General features: G+C 69.0%; 17 protein-coding genes. 7 read left to right on the forward strand and 10 right to left on the reverse strand.

Going from position 1 to position 21775, the window contains the following annotated elements; all coding sequences use genetic code 11:
- The first annotated feature begins 161 nt into the window (after window positions 1-161).
- A complete protein-coding gene (locus ACFYO0_RS44295; RefSeq protein WP_388687591.1) occupies window positions 162-1370 on the forward strand; it encodes a S8 family peptidase in 1209 nt (402 codons plus the stop codon).
- A 125-nt stretch (window positions 1371-1495) separates the two neighbouring features.
- Here ACFYO0_RS44295 and ACFYO0_RS44300 read toward each other — a convergent pair whose 3' ends face one another.
- Both ACFYO0_RS44300 and ACFYO0_RS44305 read right to left on the reverse strand, forming a co-directional pair.
- Complete coding sequence (locus ACFYO0_RS44300) at window positions 1496-3901, reverse strand: ATP-binding cassette domain-containing protein (protein WP_388687593.1); 2406 nt, start codon at window positions 3899-3901, stop codon at window positions 1496-1498.
- Window positions 3902-4088: 187 nt separating this feature from the next.
- Window positions 4089-4499: a VOC family protein gene (locus ACFYO0_RS44305; RefSeq protein ID WP_388687595.1), complete on the reverse strand. Its 411-nt coding sequence runs from the start codon at window positions 4497-4499 to the stop codon at window positions 4089-4091.
- A 184-nt stretch (window positions 4500-4683) separates the two neighbouring features.
- Here ACFYO0_RS44305 and ACFYO0_RS44310 point away from each other — a divergent pair, with 184 nt between their 5' ends.
- The 3 genes from ACFYO0_RS44310 (at window position 4684) to ACFYO0_RS44320 (ending at window position 6000) form a co-directional block, all read left to right on the forward strand.
- The gene (locus ACFYO0_RS44310; RefSeq protein WP_388687659.1) at window positions 4684-5058 is read left to right on the forward strand and encodes a helix-turn-helix transcriptional regulator; all 375 of its coding nucleotides are present in this window, start codon (window positions 4684-4686) and stop codon (window positions 5056-5058) included.
- 10 nt (window positions 5059-5068) lie between these two features.
- Window positions 5069-5485: a VOC family protein gene (locus tag ACFYO0_RS44315; protein ID WP_388687597.1), complete on the forward strand. Its 417-nt coding sequence runs from the start codon at window positions 5069-5071 to the stop codon at window positions 5483-5485.
- A 152-nt stretch (window positions 5486-5637) separates the two neighbouring features.
- A complete protein-coding gene (locus ACFYO0_RS44320; protein ID WP_388687599.1) occupies window positions 5638-6000 on the forward strand; it encodes a four-helix bundle copper-binding protein in 363 nt (120 codons plus the stop codon).
- A 115-nt stretch (window positions 6001-6115) separates the two neighbouring features.
- On the opposite strand, the gene ACFYO0_RS44325 is transcribed toward ACFYO0_RS44320, so the two are convergent.
- On the reverse strand, window positions 6116-7393 hold the full coding sequence (locus ACFYO0_RS44325; RefSeq protein WP_388687601.1) for an LCP family protein: 1278 nt from the start codon (window positions 7391-7393) through the stop codon (window positions 6116-6118).
- A 199-nt stretch (window positions 7394-7592) separates the two neighbouring features.
- Window positions 7593-8954 (reverse strand): LCP family protein, encoded by a 1362-nt coding sequence (locus ACFYO0_RS44330; protein WP_388687603.1) that lies wholly within the window; start codon window positions 8952-8954, stop codon window positions 7593-7595.
- A gap of 305 nt (window positions 8955-9259) precedes the next feature.
- Between ACFYO0_RS44330 and ACFYO0_RS44335 the strand changes: the two genes are divergently transcribed.
- The gene (locus tag ACFYO0_RS44335) at window positions 9260-10282 is read left to right on the forward strand and encodes a glycosyltransferase family 2 protein (protein WP_388687605.1); all 1023 of its coding nucleotides are present in this window, start codon (window positions 9260-9262) and stop codon (window positions 10280-10282) included.
- 22 nt (window positions 10283-10304) lie between these two features.
- Here ACFYO0_RS44335 and ACFYO0_RS44340 read toward each other — a convergent pair whose 3' ends face one another.
- The 4 genes from ACFYO0_RS44340 to ACFYO0_RS44355 all read right to left on the reverse strand — a co-directional run bounded on the left by ACFYO0_RS44340 (window position 10305) and on the right by ACFYO0_RS44355 (window position 16193).
- Window positions 10305-11966, reverse strand: a complete 1662-nt coding sequence (locus tag ACFYO0_RS44340; protein ID WP_388687607.1) for an LCP family protein — start codon at window positions 11964-11966, stop codon at window positions 10305-10307.
- Window positions 11967-12043: 77 nt separating this feature from the next.
- Window positions 12044-13792 (reverse strand): LCP family protein, encoded by a 1749-nt coding sequence (locus ACFYO0_RS44345; protein ID WP_388687609.1) that lies wholly within the window; start codon window positions 13790-13792, stop codon window positions 12044-12046.
- A gap of 244 nt (window positions 13793-14036) precedes the next feature.
- Complete coding sequence (locus tag ACFYO0_RS44350; protein WP_388687611.1) at window positions 14037-15209, reverse strand: LCP family protein; 1173 nt, start codon at window positions 15207-15209, stop codon at window positions 14037-14039.
- Between the two features lie 228 nt (window positions 15210-15437).
- The gene (locus ACFYO0_RS44355; protein ID WP_388687613.1) at window positions 15438-16193 is read right to left on the reverse strand and encodes a TIGR03089 family protein; all 756 of its coding nucleotides are present in this window, start codon (window positions 16191-16193) and stop codon (window positions 15438-15440) included.
- Window positions 16194-16322: 129 nt separating this feature from the next.
- On the opposite strand from ACFYO0_RS44355, the gene ACFYO0_RS44360 reads away from it, so the two are divergent.
- Window positions 16323-17750, forward strand: coding sequence for a peptidoglycan recognition protein (locus ACFYO0_RS44360; RefSeq protein WP_388687615.1), 1428 nt, complete (start codon window positions 16323-16325; stop codon window positions 17748-17750).
- Window positions 17751-17870: 120 nt separating this feature from the next.
- Window positions 17871-18953 (forward strand): sugar phosphate nucleotidyltransferase, encoded by a 1083-nt coding sequence (locus ACFYO0_RS44365; RefSeq protein WP_388687617.1) that lies wholly within the window; start codon window positions 17871-17873, stop codon window positions 18951-18953.
- Between the two features lie 263 nt (window positions 18954-19216).
- On the opposite strand, the gene ACFYO0_RS44370 is transcribed toward ACFYO0_RS44365, so the two are convergent.
- On the reverse strand, window positions 19217-20218 hold the full coding sequence (locus ACFYO0_RS44370) for a DNA-3-methyladenine glycosylase family protein (protein ID WP_388687619.1): 1002 nt from the start codon (window positions 20216-20218) through the stop codon (window positions 19217-19219).
- 154 nt (window positions 20219-20372) lie between these two features.
- Window positions 20373-21743, reverse strand: coding sequence for a coenzyme F420-0:L-glutamate ligase (locus ACFYO0_RS44375; RefSeq protein WP_388687621.1), 1371 nt, complete (start codon window positions 21741-21743; stop codon window positions 20373-20375).
- Between the last annotated feature and the right edge of the window lie 32 nt (window positions 21744-21775).

The following is a 21775-nucleotide window of genomic DNA, read 5'->3' on the forward strand; positions in this document are numbered from 1 at the left end:
CATGTCGCCATATGAACCAGCGCACATGCGCCCATGTGGGGTAATTACGTGTTGGTAAAGGTGAAAAACGGCCAACACCGCATATAAGACTCGCATTTTCGCCATCCTCGCTAGAGCTGTAGCAGCGACTCCAGCCCCGTCCGAGGAAGGCCGTCTTCAGCATGCGCGAAATCTTCACCACCCGGCGCCGGGTCATCGCCACGATCACCGCGGTCGTGGCGACCGCCGCCCTGGGAGGCAGTGCCGTCCTGCCCGCCGAAGCGGCTCCGGCCGTCGGAAGCGTGCTGCACGAGGACTCCCCCCATGGCATTGACAACAGTTACCTCGTCCTGCTCAAGCGGTCCGCCGGATTCAGAGCGGCATCGAAGGAAGGCGGCCAGTTCGCGGCAAAGTACGGCGCCTCCGTCGAAAGAACCTACGACTCGGCGGTCAACGGCTACGCCGTCCATGTCAGTTCGGCCGGTGCCAGGAGTCTCGCGACGGATCCGGCCGTCGCGTTCGTCGAGAAGAACCAGAAGGTCAGCCTCGACGCGACCCAGACCAACCCCCCTTGGGGACTGGACCGGATCGACCAGGCCAACCGTCCGCTCAGCAGGACGTACACCTACCCGAACACTGCCGGCTCCGGTGCGAGTGTGTACGTCATCGACACCGGCGTGCGCATCACGCACCGGCAGGTCGTCGGGCGCGCCGTGTACGGGTACGACGCGGTCGACAGGGACAACGTGGCCGCCGACGGCAACGGACACGGCACCCATGTCGCCACGACGGTCGCCGGCACCACGTACGGTGCGGCGAAGGCCACCAGGATCGTGGCGGTACGCGTCCTCGACAACAGCGGGGCCGGAACCATCGCGGGCGTCATCGCGGGAGTGGACTGGGTCACTTCGCATCGCGTGGGTCCCGCGGTCGCCAACATGTCGCTCGGCGGGGGTGCCAGCACCGCGCTCGACACCGCGGTGAGCAATTCCATCGCCTCCGGCGTCACTTATGCCGTCGCCGCCGGCAACTCGAATGTGAACGCCGCCAATACGTCACCGGCCCGGGTGGGCGCCGCGATCACTGTCGGCGCGAGCACCAGTACCGACTACCGGGCCGGCTACTCCAACTACGGCTCCGTGCTGGACCTGTTCGCCCCCGGCTCATCGATCCCGGCCGGCTGGCACACCAGCGACACCGCCACAGCCACGCTCTCCGGCACCTCGATGGCCACCCCCCACGTCGCCGGAGCCGCAGCCATCTACCTCACCTCCCACCCCGCCGCGAGCCCCGCGACCGTGCAGAGTGCCCTCGTCAACGGAGCGACGAGGGGAGTGCTGCGCAACACCGGTACGGGCTCACCCAACAGGCTCCTCAGGGTCATTCCGTAGCCGCACCGCGTACCGTCGCGCCACCGGGAAGGCACCGGCGGACGGGGCCCGTCTCCCGTACCGCGTGTGCCGGCCGAGCACCTCGCCGGACGCCCGCGACGCAGGCATCCGGCGGGGGCACCGCCTCAGTTGCCGACGTACTCCGCGAGGTGCTCGCCGGTGAGCGTGGAGCGGGCGGTGACGAGTTCGGCGGGGGTGCCCTCGAAGACGACCCGGCCTCCGTCGTGGCCGGCGCCGGGGCCCAGGTCGATGATCCAGTCGGCGTGGGCCATGACCGCCTGGTGGTGTTCGATGACGATGACCGACTTGCCGGAGTCGACCAGGCGGTCGAGGAGGCCGAGGAGCTGCTGGACGTCGGCGAGGTGGAGGCCGGTGGTGGGCTCGTCGAGGATGTAGGTGCCGCCCTTCTCGGACATGTGGGTGGCCAGCTTGAGGCGCTGGCGCTCGCCGCCGGACAGGGTGGTGAGCGGCTGGCCGAGGGTGATGTAGCCGAGGCCCACGTCGGCCAGGCGGTCGAGGATCTTGTGCGCGGCGGGCGTGCGTGCCTCGCCGGTGGCGAAGAACTCCTCGGCCTCGGTCACCGGCATCGCGAGCACCTCGCTGATGTCGCGTCCGCCGAGGCGGTACTCGAGCACCGAGGCCTGGAACCGCTTCCCCTCGCACTCCTCGCAGGTGGTGGCGACGGTGGCCATCACTCCCAGCTCGGTGTAGATGACGCCGGCGCCGTTGCACGTGGGGCACGCGCCCTCGGAGTTGGAGCTGAACAGCGCCGGCTTCACGCCGTTGGCCTTCGCGAAAGCCTTGCGGATCGGGTCGAGCAGTCCGGTGTACGTCGCCGGGTTGCTGCGTCGCGAGCCCTTGATCGCGCCCTGGTCGATCGACACCACCCCCGCGCCGGCGGCCCCCGGCTGTTGACACAGCGAGCCGTGCACCAGCGAACTCTTGCCGGAGCCGGCGACACCGGTCACGACGGTCAGCACCCCGAGCGGGATGTCGACGTCGACGTGTCGCAGGTTGTTCGCCGTCGCGCCGCGGATCTCCAGCGTGCCGGTGGGCTTGCGCACGGTCTCCTTGAGGGCGGCCCGGTCGTCGAGATGGCGGCCGGTGATGGTGCCGCTGCCCCGCAGCCCCTCGACGGTGCCCTCGAAGCAGACGGTGCCGCCCGCCGTGCCGGCGCCGGGGCCGAGGTCGACGACATGGTCGGCGATCGCGATCGTCTCCGGCTTGTGCTCCACGACGAGCACCGTGTTGCCCTTGTCCCGCAGCCGCAGCAGCAGGTTGTTCATCCGCTGGATGTCGTGCGGGTGCAGGCCGATGGTGGGCTCGTCGAAGACGTACGTGACGTCCGTGAGCGAGGAGCCGAGGTGGCGGATCATCTTCGTACGCTGGGCCTCGCCGCCCGACAGCGTGCCCGCCGGCCGGTCGAGCGAGAGGTAGCCGAGGCCGATCTCCACGAACGAGTCGAGGGTGTGCCGCAGTGTGCCGAGCAGCGGCGCCACCGACGGTTCGTCGAGGCCGCCCACCCATTTGGCCAGGTCGCTGATCTGCATCGCGCAGGCGTCGGCGATGCTGATCCCCTTGATCTTCGACGACCGGGCCGCCTCGCTGAGCCGCGTGCCGCCGCACTCGGGGCAGGCGGTGAAGGTGACCGCCCGGTCCACGAACGCCCGGATGTGCGGCTGCATCGCCTCCCGGTCCTTGGACAGCATCGACTTCTGAAGCTTCGGGATCAGACCTTCGTACGTCAGGTTGATGCCATCGACCTTGATCTTGGTCGGCTCCTTGTAGAGCAGGTCGTGCAGCTCGCGCTCGGTGAACTCGCGGATCGGCTTGTCCGGGTCGAAGAAGCCGCAGCCGCTGTAGATACGGCCGTACCAGCCGTCGGCGCTGTAACCGGGAACGGTGAACGGGCCTTGGCTCAGCGACTTGCTGTCGTCGTACATCGCGGTCAGGTCGAAGTCGGTGACCCGGCCAGTGCCCTCGCAGTTCGGGCACATGCCGCCGGTGATCGAGAAACTCCGCCGCTCCACGGACTTGCCGGCCTTGGTCTCGATCGTGACCGCGCCCTTCCCGCTGATCGAGGCGACGTTGAACGAGAACGCCTGGGGCGAGCCGATGTGCGGCTTCCCGAGCCGGCTGAACAGGATGCGCAGCAGCGCGTTGGCGTCGGTCGCGGTGCCGACCGTGGAGCGGGAGTTGGCGCCCATCCGCTCCTGGTCGACGATGATCGCGGTGGTCAGCCCGTCGAGTACGTCGACGTCGGGCCGGGACTGGTTCGGCATGAAGCCCTGGAGGAAGGCGCTGTACGTCTCGTTGATCATCCGCTGCGACTCGGCGGCGATCGTGGCGAACACCAGCGAGCTCTTGCCCGAGCCCGAGACGCCGGTGAACACCGTCAGCCGGCGCTTGGGGAGCTCGACGCTGACGTCCTTGAGGTTGTTCTCGCGCGCGCCGTGCACGCGGATCAGATCGTGGCTGTCGGCGACGTGCGGTGCAGGCGACTGCGTGCCCGTGCTCGTGGCCCTGTTCATCGTGACTCCGTCTTCTGTTGAGGGGGCTTCTGCTGGGCGGGGCCGCCTGCGCGGTCTCAGTCATGGTCGCCCGGCTCGATCTGATCGGCTTTCTGGCAGTACGTCTGGTTCTACTTCGTCGGCCCGGTGCACGGCAACGGATCGCTGCAAACCAGCCAGCGGCCGTCGCGGATCACTGTCGGACGGCTCATTTCAGCTCGTTGATGCGGACCATGTTGCCCGCGGGATCGCGGAAGGCGCAGTCACGCACGCCCCATGGCTGCTCGGTCGGTTCGTGCACGATCTCGGCGCCGCCGGCCTTCAGCCGGGCGTAGGTTCCGTCGAGGTCGTGGGTGGCCAGGGTGATGAAGCCGTACGTGCCCTTGGCCATCATCTCGGTGATGGTGCGGCGCTCGTCGTCGGTGGTTCCGGGGGCCATGGCCGGCGGCTCAAGGACGATGGACGTGCCGGGCTGCTCGCTGGGGCCGACCGTTATCCAGCGCATCGTGCCCTGTCCGACGTCGGCGCGGACCTCGAAGCCGAGGATGTCACGGTAGAAGGCCAGGGAGGCATCCGGGTCGGTGTGCGGGAGGAAGCTTGCGTGAAGGGTGATGTCCATGGACGTCAGGCTAGGAGCGGCGCTGTGGCCTGCGCTTCTCCATTCCTGACCGGTCTGGCCGCCTTCATTCCCGGCTGGTTCGTCCACCGGTTTCCCTGAGCGGCCGGCGCAGCCATGGGAAACTGACCGGGTGAAACGGCAGCCTCTCGACGACCTCGTCCGGCTGCGGCGCGCCCGCGATCGTATGGACCGCGACTACGCCGAGCCGCTCGACGTCCCGGCGCTGGCGCGGGACGCCCTGATGTCGGCGGGCCATTTCTCCCGCAGCTTCCGCGCCGCCTACGGTGAGACCCCGTACAGCTATCTGATGACCCGCCGCATCGAGCGGGCCAAGGCGCTGCTGCGGCGCGGCGACCTCTCGGTGACCGAGGTCTGCTTCGCGGTCGGCTGTACGTCGCTGGGGTCGTTCAGCTCGCGCTTCAGCGAGCTGGTCGGCGAGAGCCCGAGCGCCTACCGGGCCCGGAATCATGACGAGGGCGCCGCCATCCCGGCCTGCATCGCCAAGATCCACACACGACCGGTCAGGAATGGAGAAGCGCGCCCCACGGCCCGGTCGTAGCGTGAACGCCATGGACATCGGACTTTCCTCATGCTTCATCGCCGTCGACGACCACGACAAGGCGATCGCCTTCTACCGCGACGTACTCGGCCTCGAGGTACGCAATGACGTCGGCTTCGAGGGGATGCGCTGGGTGACCGTCGGGTCGCCCACGCAGCCGGACGTGAACATCGTCCTGGAACCGCCCGCCGCCGATCCGAGCACCTCACCGGCCGACAAACAGGCCCTCGCGGAGCTGATGGCCAAGGGGCTGCTGCGCGGCGTCATCTTCGTGACGGATGACGTCGACGCCGCCTTCGAGCGCATCAGCGGTGCGGGCGCCGAGGTGCTGCAGGAGCCGATGGACCAGCCCTACGGCGTCCGCGACTGCGCGTTCCGCGACCCCGCCGGCAACATGCTGCGTTTCAACCAGCCCCGCAAGGAGTGAGCTCAGCCCCGCGAGAAGTGTGCTCTTGAGGGGCCCTGGCGGGCTTTGTGATGGATTGTTGGCGTCCGCCGGATGGCGCGCGGTGGGCAGCGGGCGTACCACGGAAGGGCATGGGGACCCGCACTGGGACCCCACCACTTCCAGGAGGAGCCATGCAGCAGCCCGGAACCATGAGCCCGATGAGCAAGGAGATGCAGGACTGCGTCGAGGCGTGCATGTCGTGCCACAGCGTGTGCGAGGAGACCATGAGCTCCTGCATGCAGATGGGCGGCCAGGCCCAGATGCAGATCATGCGCGCGCTCATCGACTGCTCCGAGATGACCCGTATGTGCGCGGACATGATGATGCGCAGGTCGCCGATGTCGGCCGAGATGTGCGCGATGTGCGCGCGGGCGTGTGACATGTGCGCGGAGGCGTGTATGGCGATGCAGGACGACGCGCAGATGATGCGCTGCGCCGAGGCGTGTCGCCGCTGTGCGCAGTCGTGTCGCGCGATGTCCGGCGCCACGGCATGAGTGCTACGGCATGAGCCTCGGCCGACTCCGCCCGGCCCGGGAAAAAAGACGGCACGCAAAAGCCCGCTTCACAGGCAGCCGACAGATGACAGGCGCTTGCGAAGCGGGCTTTGTCCTACTCCGTGACCGTCACCTTCTCGTCGTTCTTCAGCTGCTCCACCAGCGTCTTGACCTTGGCGGTGTCCCACTGGAGGTTGCCGTTGGAGGCGTTGCCGGAGATGGGCATGTTCATCGACTTGCCCTCGCCGCCGGTGACGCCCTTCATGGCCCAGAACATGGAGGTCAGGTCCCACAGGGACATGTCCTTGTCGACGGTGAGGGTGTCGAGGCCGGAACCCATGGTCGGGTACAGCTTGAAGGGGTTGAGGACCGTGGACGGGGTCGCGGTCTGGTTGGCGAGGGCCGAGAGGAACTTCTGCTGGTTCTTCGTACGGTCCAGGTCGCTGCCCTTGAGCGCGTACCGCGTACGGACGAAGGCCAGGGACTGCTCGCCGTTGAGGGTCTGCTTGCCCGCCTCGAAGTCGGCGCCGGACTTGGTGTCCTTCATGCCGCCCGGGGGGATCGTGATCTCCACGCCGCCGATCGCGTCGACGATCTTCGCGAAGCCGGCGAAGCCGATCTCCGCGTAGTGGTCGATGTGCAGGCCGGTGTTGGCCTCGACGGTACGCACGAGCAGCTCGGGCCCGTCCTCCGCGTACGCCGCGTTCAGCTTCACCTGGCGGCCCGTGCCCTCGTAGAGCTTGCCGGAGTCGGAGCCCTTGAACGACGGAATCTCCACGTTCGAGTCGCGCGGCAGCGAGATCATCGTGTTCCCGTTGTCGCCGACGTGCAGGATCATCATCGAGTCCGTGCGCTTGCCGTCGGCGGAGCCCGTACGGAGCCGCTTCTTCTCCTCGTCGGACAGGCCCTCGCGGCTGTCGGAGCCGACGATCAGGTAGTTCGTGCCCTCGCCCGTCTCGGGCCGGTCGATCACCTTGGACAGGTCGACCTCGCGCTTGAGCTTCGAGTCGGCCCAGAAGTACGTACTGATGGAGACCACGACCAGCAGCGTGACCACGGTTATCGCGGTCCACTTGATCCGGCGGCCCCAGTTCGGCGCGGGCCGTGGACGGCGGCCGTGGGCCGTGGGTCCGCCGGGCCCTCCGCCGCCCGGCGAGCCGTACACCTGGCCCGTGTTGTAGCCGTTGTCGAAGTTGTCGTCGGGGTGCCCGTAGCCGTCGTCGTAGGTGTGCTGCGGCGGGACCCCGCCCCGTGGCGGCGCCGACGGTCCCACTCCCGGGCCGCGCCCCACCTGTCGCATCACGCGCGCGCCCTCGGGCTGGGCGCTCGCGCTGCCGCGGCCGTAACGGTCGCCGCCGTTGTCTCCGTGCCATCCCTCGGGCCAATTGTTCATGCGCCCCAGTGTGCAGTGCTCAGCCGTACGGCTTACAAGAGTCCCCGGAAAATCACACCACCCCCGTTGCAAAGCTGATGCAAACCGGACCTTGCAGAGACTGACATAAAGAGAAAGGCCATGACAGAACAGGCTCCTTGAACGGAATGTGATATTCCGGTCAAGCCGCTTCAAGCCGGTCGGTCAGCGGCTCGGGGCCTCACGGACACGCCACCTCGTCCCCGGTGGCCACCCCGGCCTCCCCGCGCCGCGCATCCTCCGCCCGTACCTTCGTCACCCTCTTGAAGTCCGAGCCCGCGATCACCTTCAGCGTCGGGCCCTGGCCCTTGACCGCCCGAGACCGACTGCCCGGCAGGGCCGCCGCCAGCGACTTGGCCGAGCGGTCCCAGCCGGGGTCGTACGTGATGAGGGTGCGCTCGACGGAGCGGTCGCGGGCGTTCTTCGGGGCGCCCGTCGTGTTGAAGCCCGTCGCGGACAGCGCGTCGTCGACACGGCGGCCGAGGCCCGACGTGGCCGTGCCGTTCTCGACCTGGACGCGGATCTGCTGCGGCGCCACATCGACGCGTACGGCCTTGGAAGGGGAGTGATGCGGGGCCAGCGGCCTGTCCTCGCGCAGGGCACGGAAGATCCGCTCCGACTTCTTCGCGTCCCACTTCAGCGTCGAGCCGATGCCCTTCACGGGGAACCCCATCCGCCCGATCGGGACGGTCGCGAACTCCGAGGAGGACGGCGAGAAGTTCCGCATCGCCCACCCCAGATCGACCAGCTTGTCCGGGCCGAAGCCCTTGTCCGCCCGCACCGAGCCGAGCACGACCTGCGTCACATCGCGGAACTTCATCGGGTTCAGCAGCACACCGGACGAAGTGGCCCGCTCGACCAGCGCGGCCAGGAAACGCTGCTGGCGCTGCATCCGGCTGAGGTCCGCCGCGCCGTCGATGTTCCGGGAACGTACGTACTGAAGCGCCTGACCACCGTTCAGGTCATGCGTCCCGGCGGGCAGGTTCAGTCCGGTGTACGAGTCCTTCAGCGGGCGCACCGTGCAGATCCGTACGCCGCCGAGCTCGTCCACGGTCCTGATGAAGCTGGTGAAGTCGACCTCCAGATAGTGGTCGATCTTCACGCGGGTCATGTTCTCGACGGTACGCACGGTCAGTCGAGGCCCGCCCTCCGCGTACGCGGCGTTGAGCTTGAGTGCGTGCGGGCGGTGCCGTTCGCCGGTGGTGCGGTCGGTGTGCGCGGGCGTCTCGGCGTACGAGTCGCGCGGCAGGCTCACGACGCTGGCCCGCTTCCGGTCCTGCGAGATGTGCACGATCATCATGGTGTCCGTGCAGCGGCAGGGTGCGCCGCCGAGGCGGTACTTCTTGCGCTCCGCCTTGCTGATCCGCTCGCGGCCGTCGGTGCCGACGAGCAGGACGTTCATGCCGTCACCCTGTGCGGGCCGGTTCTTCATGTCCTTGAAGGGGTCGATGCGGTCGATGTCGGCGTCGAAGCCGGTGACCACCGCGTGGCCGATGCCGGCCGCCGCGAGTACCGCCACGGACAGCGATGTCACCATCCGCATGGCCCACCGTGGCCGCTTGCGCCGTACGGGCGGCCGAGACGGGCGCTGCCGCGGCGGGCGAGCGGGTCTGCGGGGCGGCGTGGGCAAGGGGGAACACCTCCGCGTCGGCCGGGTGTGCGGGACCGTTAAGAACCGTAGGCCCATACGATCTGCGGCTCGGTGCGGCAAGCCGGGCGGCGCGCGTCCGTGTCCCCCGTTCGCGGTAACGTACGGCCTGATACCGCATTTCCCGGGGCACCGCGCCTGACAGCCGCTGCGCGGCGGGCCGGACCCCCGGCCGCAAAGACGAGAGGGAACCCCAGCACGTGAATTCCGACGGGCGCCTCCCCGCCGTATCCGTGATCATGCCCGTCCTCGACGAGGAGCGGCATCTGCGCGGAGCCGTCCAAGCGATCCTCGCCCAGGAGTACGACGGCGAGATGGAGATCGTGATCGCCATCGGTCCCTCCACGGACCGTACGGACGAGATCGCGGCCGAGCTCGTACGAGAAGACCCCCGCGTGCACACCGTCCCGAACCCGACGGGCCGAACGCCGGCCGCGCTGAACGCCGCGATCAAGGCGTCCCGGCACCCCGTCGTCGTACGGGTCGACGGGCACGGCATGCTCTCGCCGAACTACATCGCCACGGCCGTACGGCTGCTGGAGGAGACCCGGGCGCAGAACGTCGGCGGCATCATGCACGCCGAGGGCGAGAACGACTGGGAGCACGCGGTGGCGGCGGCCATGACGTCGAAGATCGGGGTCGGCAGCGCAGCCTTCCACACGGGCGGTCAGGCGGGCCCGGCCGAAACGGTCTACCTTGGCGTCTTCCGGCGCGAGGCGCTGGAGCAACAGGGCGGCTACAACGAGGAGTTCATCCGCGCCCAGGACTGGGAGCTGAACTTCCGGATCAGGGAGGCGGGCGGCCTGATCTGGTTCTCGCCGGAGCTGAAGGTCTCGTACCGGCCCAGGCCTTCGGTGCGCGCCCTCGCCAAGCAGTACAAGGACTACGGCCGTTGGCGCCACGTCGTCGCCCGCTACCACGAGGGCTCCATCAACCTGCGCTACCTCGCTCCGCCGGTTGCGGTGTGCGCGATAGCGGCGGGCCTCGTGGCGGGCGCCGCGCTGACCCCCTGGGGCTTCGTCGTCCCGGCCGGCTATCTCGCGGCCATCGCCGCCGGTTCCATACCGGCGGGCAAGGGCCTGCCGTTGAAGGCACGCCTGCAGATCCCCGTAGCTCTGGCCACGATGCACATGTCGTGGGGCTGGGGCTTCCTGACCAGCCCACGCTCACTGGCCAGGAAGGTCATCGCGTCGCGGCGGCCCGCGGTGCTCGCGGAGAGCTGAGCACCGCGGTGATGCCGGGGAACTACCAGCGGTAGGGCTTGTACACGGGCATGCACTTGTCGCTGTCCGAGCCGTTCAGGGCGTCGGCGGTCTCGGGGACATCCCCGGCCTTGGGCTTGGACTGCTTCGGATAGGCCGTGCCCTCGCGCCAGTCGGCGCCCACGACGAGGGTGACGCCGGAGACATCGGTCGTCCTCTTCACCGAGCTCAGCGGAATCCCCAGCGACTTGGCGACGCGCTGGGCATCGCCTTCCAGTTCGGCGCTCGGATAGCGGACCACTGACTTGTCCTCGGCGAGAGTCACCGTCCCGTCGGCCGTCGCCCTGCTGAAGCCCTTCTGTACGAGCACCTGGCTCACCGTGTTCGCACGCCCGCCGACGGGGGCGAGGGTGGAGGAGCGCGTGCCGTTCTGCACCACGACGCCGATCTCGCCGTCCTCGGCGGCCGGGTCGTCGGAAGCCTGCTCCTGCGCAGGCTTCTTCTTCGCGTCCGAGTTCTTTCCCTTGTTGTCGAAGGCCACGTCGTCGCGGACCATCGTCCACACCTGCTCGGCGTCCGCGCCGTCCGGCACCAGGTGGTTGGGGTTCTGCGGGTCCACAACGGTCGGCATCGTCGTCATGGTGATGCGGTCGGTCGGCACTGTCTTGAGCTGCATGCCGAGGCCGTACAGGTCATCGACCGAGCCGATCTCCTCGGAGACCTTCAGGGAGTTCGTGGCCGCCTCGGCCAGGCTCATCAGCCGGCCGGTGTCGGTGAAGACGTTCTGTTTCTTCAGCGTGCGGATCATCGAGTTCATGTACATGTGCTGGGCCTTGGCGCGCCCGAGGTCGCTGTAGAAGGCGTGCCTGGTGCGCAGCCACTGCAATGCCGACTTGCCCTGGACCTTCTGCTTGCCGGCCTTCAGCTTGAGACCGGAGCCGCCCGGGATGCCGGGCAGCGGCCGGTCCCACACGTTCTGCTCCACACAGACCTCGACACCGCCGATGGCGTCCGCCATCCTCACCACGCCCGCGAAGTCGATCGTCATCCAGTGATCGATATAGGCACCGGTGAGGTTCTCCCAGGTGGCCAGCGTGCAGCCGGCTCCGCCGCGGGCCAGCGAGGCGTTGATGATGTCGTTGGTCGCCGGGTAGGTCTTGCCGGTCTCGGGGTCCTTGCACTCGGGGATGTCGACCCGGGTGTCGCGCGGAATGCTCACCACTGAGGCGTGCTTCCGGCCCGCGGACAGGTGGATGAGCATCTGGACGTCGCCCAGCGGCTTGCTGCCCACGCTCTCCCGGCTCCCGCCGAGCTTCAGGTTCTGAGCTGAGTTACGGCTGTCGGAGCCGATCAGAAGGATGTTCAGTGGCGTCTGGCCGGCCGCGTTCGGCTCCGCCTTCTTGGCGTCGGAGTCTCCGCTGCTGCGCTCGCCCTTGCTGATGTTGTTGTTCAGATGCCAGTAGTAGAAGTATCCGGCGCCGGCCGTGCCAAGTATCAGTACCGACAGGGTTATCGCGGACCAGCGGAGTATGCCGCGTTTGCCCCGCGGCCGTCTTCTGCTGCCGCGCCGTCTGCCTCCCGCACCGCTGCCGTCACCGCCGCCGTCCGACTCGGTGTTCTCGCGCGGACTGTCGTCCCGGCCCAGGTCCTGAGCCTGCCGGACGCGTGGTCGCGTCGGCTCTCCACGCACACCACTCTGCGTCATGCCCCCTGCCTCCCCACCCCTGCGCCACTGAACAGGCCTGCCATACGCCTTGGTAGACGTATGGCAGGCCGTTCAGGTCACTTGGCGCACTCGACTTTGTCCGCCGTGGACTTCTCCACATCCGGCGTCGTCGACGGTGCGGTGAGGGATTCCCCTGCCCCCGTGAAGTCCTCTCCCAGAGTCAGCGTGATCGCCGGCAGGCCCTGGGAGTTGGTCACGCTCTCGCCCGGCTTCATGGCCGACCCAGACAGGCCCATGATGTCGGCGAGCCTGCGTGCCTGGTCTGCCTGGTCGGGAGCGTACTCGAGGGTTGTCTTTTTCAGGGTCGCCTCGGCGTTACCCGCGTTCTCGGACTTGAGCACGCCCTCGTCGTTCTGCAGGTAGGTGAGGGTTTCCTGCGCGGAGCCAGGGGCGGCACCGCCGTTGAGGATCCGTACGCGTACCTCCGAAGGGTCGGCCTTGGACCCCTTGAGGCGGGCGGCAACGGCGGCCTTCTCCTTCTGCTGCTTCTTCTTCACCTCGGTGAACGAGACATCGTCCTTGATCATCGAGAAGATCTCGGGACCCCTCGACTCATCTATGACGACCGTGGCCTTGACCTGCTCGGTCGGATTGTCGATGACCGGCACCGTCATGAAGGAGACGTTCTTCGGCGGCACCTTCTTCAGCTCCAGGGCCACGTCCTTGAGCGTGCTGACCCGGCCGATGCCGGTGTCGACGGTCAGCGCCTTGGTGGCGGCCTCCGCCAGCTTCAGCAGCTTCGTGGGGCTGGTCAGAGTGTCGCTGGAAGACATCTTCCGCATGAGCGAACCCAGGAACTGCTGCTGCACCTTGATGCGGTCGAGGTCGCCGCTGTTGCCGAAGCTCTTCCGGGTGCGGACGAAGGCGAGTGCCTGCTCGCCCTCGACCGTCGACGTGCCCGCGGGCAGTTTGAGCTTCGACTCCTGGTCGTCGACGGGCTTGGTGAGGCAGACCTCGACCCCGCCCACCGCCGACGTCAGCGTCTTCACCGCGTTGAAGTCGGCCATCATGAAGTGGTCCACCGAGATGCCGGTGGCCTCCTTGACCGTACGCATCGTGCAGCCCGGATCCCGTCCGCTCTGCCCGAGGCTCGTGTTGAAGCGGACGCCCTGCGAGCCGGTGATGACCTTGGTGGAGCCGTCCTCCTGCTTGGTGGGGCAGTCCGGGACGTCCACGATCAGGTCGCGCGGAATGCTCATCGCGGTCGCGTTCGTACGGTCCTTGGAGACGTGCAGCAGGATGTTGGTGTCGGCGTGCCCGACGTTGTCGGTGTCGCCGTACCCCTGATTGCCCTTGCCGGTGCGCTTGTCGGTCCCGATGATCAGGATGTTGAAGGCCTTGTCCTTGCTGAAGTTCCCCGCGCCCGCGCTCCCGACGTCCGTCGTGGCGACGTTGCCCTCGAGGTGCTTGACGTAGACATAGCCCGCCGTCGAGACGGCGACCAGCGCGAAGGCCATGGTGCCGCCGGTCCACAGCGCTATCTTCTTGCCCCTGGGCTTTGGCTGCCTGCCCTTGCGACGGGTCGGCGGCGGTCCCTGTGGCGGGCGTCGCCTGCGCGGGCCGGGTACGACGTCGGGTGCCGGCGCCACCTCCGGCGATCCCCGGTACTCCCGCCCCGGCGCCGAACGGCCGCGCGGGGGCGCGGCGGCACCTGCGGTCGCGGTTCTTGAGGAGCGAGGGCCGGGAACCGACGGCTGCGCTGTGGAAGCACCCAGTCGCAATTCGTAGTCACCGGTGTTCGGATTGAGTACCCACTGGTCTGCGGGGTCGATGTTCTCCGCCCGCCCTCGGCCTTGCGCGTCCACGGTTGTGTTTGTCCTCCGTCGGGGCCACGCGGCGCCTTCTCCCCTCAAAAAGCGCCCGGTCTCGTTCAAGCAGGTGCATGACCTCATGGCCGGGTGCACCGGACCGCTCACACTATCCGGCCGGATCACCGTCAAGGGACGCCGGTGACAAATTCCACGTCTTACAACCGGTCAATCTGCCCCATATTTTTGGACGAATGTTCCCCAACTTGGTGTGCCCTTTGCTCGCAGACGCGTTCGGGGCTTAACCGCACGGGTCCTCGGCCGCCGTGTTCCCCCGGAAAGTCGGCGCAGGGCTCGTCGAGGGTGAGGGTCCGTCATTACGCTTTCCGTCCGATTTGCCTTCCTGATCGCCCGAGTTGTCCGAGACCTCCACCGGAGCGTCCCTGCGTAGCCGCTCGAAGAGTTTCTCCGCCTCGGCTTCCACCAATTGGTCGCGATTGGGGTTGTAGGGGTACGACTCCCTCGGCACCGTCAGGAACTGCACACGTTCGGTGGGGATATTGCGCAGGCCACGCACCAGGTCGTACAGGCCTCGCAGGTTCGCCAGCGCCGGGTCCGTGGTGAGCGACGAGGTCGCCGCGTCGAGCACCGGGTAGAGCTTCACTGGATTCAGCAGTACGTCATTGCTGCGCACCTTGCTGACGAGCGCGCCCAGGAACCGCTGCTGGCGTTCCATCCGCTCCGTGTCGCTGCCGTCGCCGATGCTCTTGCGGGCGCGCACATAGCCCAGGGCCTGCTCGCCGTTGAGCTTCACCTTGCCCGCGGGGAGCCGCAGTTTCGCCGCGCGGTCGTCTATCGGCTCCTTGAGGCAGACCACGACGCCGTCGACCGCGTCGACCATGTCCTTGAAACCGTTGAAGTCCACGACCATGTGATGGTCGATCCGGATGTCCGTCAGCTTCTCGACCGTACGAATCGTGCAGGCCGAACCCCCCGCTTGGAAGGCGTAGTTGAACATCGCGAACACCGGCTCACTACGGCTGCCGTCCCGGCGCCGGCAACCCGGCACGTCCACCATCAGGTCGCGCGGTATCGAAACGGCGGTCGCGCTGCGCCGGTTCGCCGCGAGATGCAGCAGGATCACGGTGTCGGACCGCTCGGTGCCGAAGTCCCGCCCGTACTTGCGGTTCTCCTCGCCCGAGCGCGAGTCGGACCCGATCAGCAGGACGTTCTGCGCATCCTTCACCAACGCGGTCGGCCGCTCCTTCTCGTACCGGGCAAGCTCGGCCGCGGCAGCCTCGTCCGCCGTGATGTTCCCGTCCAGCTTCTCGTACAGGGCCCACCCGCCCCCCGCGGCAGCGAGCAGCCCGAGCGCCACCCCCACCGCCCCGTACCTGATCCACCGCCGCCGCACCCCTCCGGCCCCGGTGGGCGAAGCGCCACGACCGGGTCCCAGGCCTCGGGTGCCGCTCACTTAGGTTCCACCCCTCACGGCGTACGAGCGTGCTGTGCTCTTACGACCATGGACCGGGTGGGAACGGGAGGCGCGTGGGGAGGGTGGGGGCTGGGCCGGATGGGGGATTTCGAGGGGTATTTCCCTGCGTGTTGTCAGGCGTGCTTCTCTGCACGACGGCTCCGCCGCGATGGGGGAGCGACAAGCCACAACGGACCCGCGGCTTCGAACCTGCTTCCAGCCGAGCGCTCAGCGTTTTGTAGCAGTCACCCGTTCACTCTCGATCCGCTTGGCCACCGCATCCTCACCCAACTGATCCAGGTGACGGCACAGCACTACAGAGGCCCCCGTGGCAAGAGGCGCGTACAGCCCTGCGCCAAGCCCCTCCCACGTGTCGTAAGAGAGCCCCGACAACAACCGCGACCCGGGCCCGGTAAGCCCGAACCCCGCGGCATCGGCCCGAGCCCGCTCGACAACCTCCGCCCCCGTGAACTCCGCCCCGGCCACGATCACCGCCGCCGCCTCCGGATCCACAGGAGCGTACGGCTGGAAACGATCGCCCTGGCCCGGCACCTCGACGGCGTAGTCGGCGTACCCCGCCGGCGGAGTCGGAAAGCGACGCCCCAGCGGCGCGAGCGACAACGCGATCCGAGAGCCCGCGCACGCGAGCCCCGCTTCGAACTGGCCCGGCCCCGCGACCACATGGTCGGCGGCCCCCGCATCGCCCCCGATGTCCGCGATCACGCCCACCGAGGAGCAGGCGAGCAGCCACACCGCCGTCTGCCAGTGCGCGGGCAGCAGCAGCGCGACCCGTTCGCCGGGCTCGGCGGACAGTTCGTCCTGGAGGAGGTTGGCGGTCTTGGCCACCCAATTGGCGAAGGTGGCCACGGACAGTTCGACCCGTTCGCCGGTGGCGTCGTCGTAGAAGGTCACCAAAGGGCGTGCCGGGTCCGCGGCGAGCGCGGATCGCAGCAGGTCGGCTGGGGTGCGGTCGGTTGCGGTCACAAGAGGAAAGCGTACGCGGGCCCTCGGCCGGCCGGGGGAGGCCGGGCCACCGGTTCGGACGAGTGCCGGTCGACGGACCGTCAAGTCCCGGATGGACAGATAAGTATGGCTATGTCCACGATCTGGAACATGCGTGGATACCTTGCTTCCTCGATCGCCGTGACGTGTGCGGCCGCCCTGGCCCTCCCCGTGATGTCCCCCTCCAACGCTCTGGCCGACACCTCGAGACCCGCGACCGCCGAGAGACCGGCAGCCGTCGCGAGACCGGCGGCCCTCGAGGGACCGACCGTCTCCGAAGCGTCGGCCGTCTCCGAAGCGTCGGCCGTCCCCGGCAGCACCCGCTCGCTCCCGCTCGTTCCGCTCTCCAGCGACCGCGCCCTCGGCGCCGCCGCCTCCGTGCAGGGGCTGCCCCGGCGCGACGCCCCCCGCTTCTCGCTCGTCGGAGTCGTCTGGGACGACCCGGACACGGAGTTGCGTGGCATCGTCCAGGTCCGTACGCGCTCCGCCGACACCGGCAAGTGGTCCGCCTGGCAGGACGTCGAGACGCACAACCTGGAGCACGCGGCCGACCCGGACACCGACGAGCGCACATCCGGGCGGGTGCGCGGCTCCACGGCACCGCTGTGGGTGGGGGAGTCGGACGGCGTGGAGGTGCGCGTACAGGCCAAGCTGGACGGAGCGGACGGACGAGCCGTCACGGGCGGGCTGCTGCCCAGCGGTCTGCGCCTCGAACTCGTCGACCCCGGCGAGGAGCCCCCGCCCCAGGGCCCCGAGCTGGAAGCCCCGAACGCCACCTCGCTCACCGCCGAATCCGCCGCGGCGTCCGCCGTCAACGCCGACCTCGCACCGCTCGGCGCCACCAGCATCCCGGAACTGACCCGGAAGCAGACGCAGGAGAACCTCCTCGCGACCCGTGGCATCGAGGCGGCCGAGGGTGCGGCCACGAACCCGTACATCGGCCCGCGTCCACGCATCGTCACCCGCCGCGGCTGGGGCGCGGACGAGCGCCTGCGCGAGCGGCACTTCAGCTACACCAAGTCCGTACGGGCCGCCTTCGTGCACCACAGCGCCTCGGGCAACAACTACCGCTGCTCGCAAGCCCCTTCAGTCATCCGCAGTATCTACCGCTACCACGTCAAGAGCAGTGGCTGGCGAGACATCGGGTACAACTTCCTCGTCGACAAGTGCGGAAACATCTACGAGGGACGGGCCGGAGGCGTGACCAAGCCGGTCAAGGGCGCGCACACTCTCGGGTTCAACAGCAACAGCATGGGCATCGCCGTCCTCGGCAGCTTCAACGGTACGAACCCACCCGGCGCCGCGGTGCAAGGCGTCGCCCGGCTCACGGCGTGGAAGCTCGGCCTCTACGGGGCGAATCCGGCGGGCAAGACATATCTGAAGTCGGGCGGTGGCAATCTCTTCCGAAAAGGCAAGAATGTACGACTGAATGTGATCTCCGGACACCGGGACGGCTTCGCCACCGAGTGCCCAGGCGCTCGGCTGTACGCCAAGCTCCACCAGGCCAGGACCACTTCGGCCCGCTATCAGGGGCGATGAGGTCGGGGCTGCGGCTCCCCACGGCCACCCAAGAGGCTCCCCACGGCCATCGAACGGTCTGCATACACTGGCCGGCCGAAAGACAGTTCGGCCGGCCCCACAGGGAAGCAGAGACGACAGGTGACAGAAGCGATCCTCCTGGTCGGCGGCAAGGGCACACGGCTGCGCCCGCTCACGGTGCACACGCCGAAGCCGATGGTTCCGGCGGCCGGGGTTCCGTTCCTCACGCACCAGCTGGCGAGAGCCAGAGCGGCCGGGGTCGAGCACATCGTGCTCGCCACGTCCTATCTCGCCGAGGTCTTCGAGCCGTACTTCGGCGACGGCTCGTCGCTGGGACTCCAGATCGAGTACGTCACCGAGGTCGAGCCCCTCGGCACCGGCGGCGCCATCCGGAACGTGGCCTCCCGCCTTCACTCCGCCCCCGACGATCCCGTCCTGATCTTCAACGGCGACATACTCACCGGCCTCGACATATCCGCCCTCGTGGCCACCCACCAATCCTCGGGCGCGGACGTCTCCCTGCACCTGACGCGAGTCGAGGACCCGAGGGCGTACGGCCTGGTCCCGACTGACGCCTCGGGCCGCGTACGGGCCTTCCTCGAAAAGCCCCAGACCCCCGAGGAGATCGTCACCGACCAGATCAACGCCGGCGCGTACGTCTTCCGCCGCTCGGTCATCGACACGATCCCCGCCGGCCGCCCGGTCTCGGTGGAACGCGAGACGTTCCCCGACCTCCTGTCCTCGGGCGCCCACCTCCAGGGCATGGTCGACTCGACCTACTGGCTGGACCTGGGCACTCCCCAGGCCTTCGTACGAGGCTCCGCGGATCTGGTCCTCGGCCGAGCCCCTTCCCCGGCAGTCCCCGGCCGCTGCGGCGACTGCCTGGTCCTCCCGTCGGCCACGGTCGCCCCCGACGCGAAACTGACCGCCGGTACGGTGGTGGGCGAGGACGCGACCATCGGCTCCGGCGCCCGCATCTCTGGCTCCACGATCCTGGCGGGCGCGGTGGTGGCCCCGGGAGCGATCATCACGGACTCCCTGATCGGCGCCCGCGCCCAGGTGGGCACGCGCTCGATCCTCACGGGGGCGGTGGTGGGAGACGGCGCGACGGTGGGCCCGGACAACGAACTCCGGGAGGGCGTACGGGTGTGGTGCGACGCGGTACTGCCGGCAGGGGCAGTGCGGTTCTCGTCGGATCAGTGACCACTACCCGGCGCTGGAGGACGAGGCCGTCCAGGAGGTTCCCCCCACCAACACCCCCCGCGCTTTCCCGCCCAGCCCAGGCGAAATCAGCCCGTCCGGCGTTTGAGGACGAGGCCGCCTGGCCGATGGGGGCCTGGGGGCGCAGCCCCCGGCGGGGTCCAGGGGGCGGAGCCCCTGGTGGGGGTTCGGGGCAACGCCCCGAGGACAGGATGGGACGGGTAGGGGCGGCGGGGGCGAAACCACCGAGACCCGCACCCGAACAGTCACAGTCGCCCAATGTCCCCGCGAGGCATACGCGGCTGACGCCGAGGCGGAGTGCGGCCGCTCAACAAGATGAGCCGAGCCGCACGATGCCGCTGCCCCGCATACGGCGCCAGCAACTCCAACATGACGGAGTCATCCGCATCCCGGTCGCCCGCCAGCGCATACCCCACGATCCCCGGCAGATGCAGATCCCCCACGGTCACCGAATCCGCCGAACCATGACTTCGCTGCACCGTCTCCGCCGAGGTCCAGGGCCCAATCCCGGACACCAACTCAAGCCGAGCCTGCGCAGCATCCGGCTCGAACCCCACCGCCTCCTCCAACCGCCGAGCCACCCGAACCGCCCGCAGAACCGTCGACGCCCGCTTGTTGTCGACTCCGGCCCGATGCCACTCCCACGAGGGAATCAGGGCCCAGGTCCGCGGCTCCGGCATGACGTACATGCGCCCGGGCGCGGGTCCGGGCGCCGGCGCCCCGTACTTCCGTACGAGCAACTGCCAGGCCCGGTACGCCTCTTGCGTCGTGACCTTCTGCTCCAGAATCGACGGAATCAACGACTCCATGACCAGCCCGGTACGCGTCAGCCGCAGTCCCGGCCGCCGATGCCGCGCGAGAGCCACCAGCCGATGCCGTGGCTCGAAGGCGGAAGGATCGTCCAACTCCCCGAGCATCCGGGGAAGTTGCTCCAGCAGCCAGTCGGCCCCCGGCCCCCAGGCTTCCCCTACGGCCACCCCGCCCCGCATCGAGACCCTTAGGGTCCCGGGCCCCGCGGGCGTACGGCTGGCCCGCCACACCGCCCCGTCCGGTGTCGCCCGGAACGTCGGATCGGCAGGCCCCCGCCGCAGCGGCCCGAGCACGAGGCCGAGATCGAGCGGCCCGGGCGGCGTCCAGCTGCGCGTACGCCCGGGTGCCGCAGCCTGCCGCGGCACGCGCCCGGCGGCGGCGACATGCCCGCCGCGTACGGTCGTACGCGTGGGTCGGGGGTCGAAACGTCCGGCCACGGGTGGGGTCCTAGGGGTGTCGGGAGCGCGGGGCGCTGAGGCGCTTAGGCGCTTAAGAGACTAGGCGCTCACGAACGGACCGGAGGCCTCAGCCGCAATCCGACTCTCGCCGATTCCCGCCAGAAGCCAGAAGCCGAACACCAGGCTTCAGCCGTCACCGGACTTCGATAAAGGCCCCCGCCTCCCGCTCAGCTCGCGGCTTAGGCTCCTCGGCCGCATGCCCCACGGCAACCGCCCCCATCGGATCCCACCCTCCCGGCAGCCCCAGAACGTCGCGTACGACATCCCGGCAGAACATCGTCGACGACACCCACGCCGAACCCAGCCGCTCCCCGGCCAGCGCGACGAGGAAGTTCTGCACTGCGGCACCCGCGGCGACCACGAACATCTCGCGCTCGGCCCCGTCCCGGCGCGCATCGCCATACGTGTGCGAGCCGTCCATGACGAGACAGGGCACGACGAGATATGGCGCGTTGCGCAGGACATCCCCCCGCCGTACGCGCTTGGCGATGGACTCCTCGCTCTTCCCGTCCTGCTCCAGGTCGGCTGTCCAGGCGTCCCGCATGGCGTCGAGAAGCCGCGTACGGGACTCCTCCGACTCCAGGAGGACGAATCGCCACGGCGTCGTGTGATGCGGCGCCGGCGCGGTCACGGCGGCGGCCACCGCACGGCGTACGGCCCCCGGATCCACGGGCTCGTCGGTGAAGGCCCGTACGGTACGCCGCTGGGTGACGGCCTCCCGTACGGCCTCGGAGGTGCCCAGCCGGAACATGTCGTCGCGCGCACCGCGCACCATGGCCCGCGCCCCCTCGTCTTCACCGGTGCCTGTGGTGCCGGTGGTGCCTGTGGTCTCTGTGGTGACTGTGGTGACTACGTGGGGCAGCCCGCGCACCACGGCGACGGGCAGCCCCTCGGCCTTGCCCTTGACCAGGTCGCCCGCGGCGGCGAGTTCGTCGGCCGTGGCGACGACGGTGGCGCCGAGCGGATTGCCGTACGCGTCGGTGCCGCCCCGGAGATCGTCGAGCACCCGGACACCGGCGGCACCGATGGCGACATCGGTGAGCCCGGTACGCCACGGCCGCCCGAACGTGTCCGTGACGAGCACCCCGATGTCGACGCCCAGCGTGTCCCGCAACCCGTCCCGGATCGCCCGCGCGGACGCATCGGGGTCCTCGGGCAGCAACAACACAGTCCCCGCAGGTGTGTTGGAGGCATCGACCCCGGCCGCGGCCATCACGAGCCCCTGCCGGTTCTCGACAATCCGCAACGCCCCGCGCCGCGCCACCACCCGCACGGTCTCGGCGTCGATGGCGGCTTCCCGGTCAACGGCCTCGACGACCCGACCCTCGGCCTTGGACACGACCTTCGAGGTGACGAGCAGGACGTCCCCATCGAGCAGTCCGGGCTCGGCGTCGGCGATCAACTTGGCGAGATCGTCCCCCTCACGAATCTCGGGCAGCCCGGGAAGCGCCCAGACCCGATAACCGGGCACCGCACGCGCCGGACCTTCCTCGACCGCTGCCAACTCCTGAGCATCCGGCCCCGAAGCACCCCCGC

The organism is Streptomyces sp. NPDC006365 (assembly GCF_042870755.1).
Lineage (GTDB): Bacteria > Actinomycetota > Actinomycetes > Streptomycetales > Streptomycetaceae > Streptomyces > Streptomyces xiangluensis.

What these genes read in the sequence shown, in the direction of transcription:
- ACFYO0_RS44295 (WP_388687591.1), top strand. Translation starts at nt 162, where the DNA reads ATGCGCGAAATCTTCACCACCCGGCGCCGGGTCATCGCCACGATCACC.
- ACFYO0_RS44300 (WP_388687593.1), bottom strand. Translation starts at nt 3,901, where the DNA reads ATGAACAGGGCCACGAGCACGGGCACGCAGTCGCCTGCACCGCACGTC.
- ACFYO0_RS44305 (WP_388687595.1), bottom strand. Translation starts at nt 4,499, where the DNA reads ATGGACATCACCCTTCACGCAAGCTTCCTCCCGCACACCGACCCGGAT.
- ACFYO0_RS44310 (WP_388687659.1), top strand. Translation starts at nt 4,684, where the DNA reads ATGGACCGCGACTACGCCGAGCCGCTCGACGTCCCGGCGCTGGCGCGG.
- ACFYO0_RS44315 (WP_388687597.1), top strand. Translation starts at nt 5,069, where the DNA reads ATGGACATCGGACTTTCCTCATGCTTCATCGCCGTCGACGACCACGAC.
- ACFYO0_RS44320 (WP_388687599.1), top strand. Translation starts at nt 5,638, where the DNA reads ATGCAGCAGCCCGGAACCATGAGCCCGATGAGCAAGGAGATGCAGGAC.
- ACFYO0_RS44325 (WP_388687601.1), bottom strand. Translation starts at nt 7,393, where the DNA reads ATGAACAATTGGCCCGAGGGATGGCACGGAGACAACGGCGGCGACCGT.
- ACFYO0_RS44330 (WP_388687603.1), bottom strand. Translation starts at nt 8,954, where the DNA reads ATGCGGATGGTGACATCGCTGTCCGTGGCGGTACTCGCGGCGGCCGGC.
- ACFYO0_RS44340 (WP_388687607.1), bottom strand. Translation starts at nt 11,966, where the DNA reads ATGACGCAGAGTGGTGTGCGTGGAGAGCCGACGCGACCACGCGTCCGG.
- ACFYO0_RS44360 (WP_388687615.1), top strand. Translation starts at nt 16,323, where the DNA reads ATGCGTGGATACCTTGCTTCCTCGATCGCCGTGACGTGTGCGGCCGCC.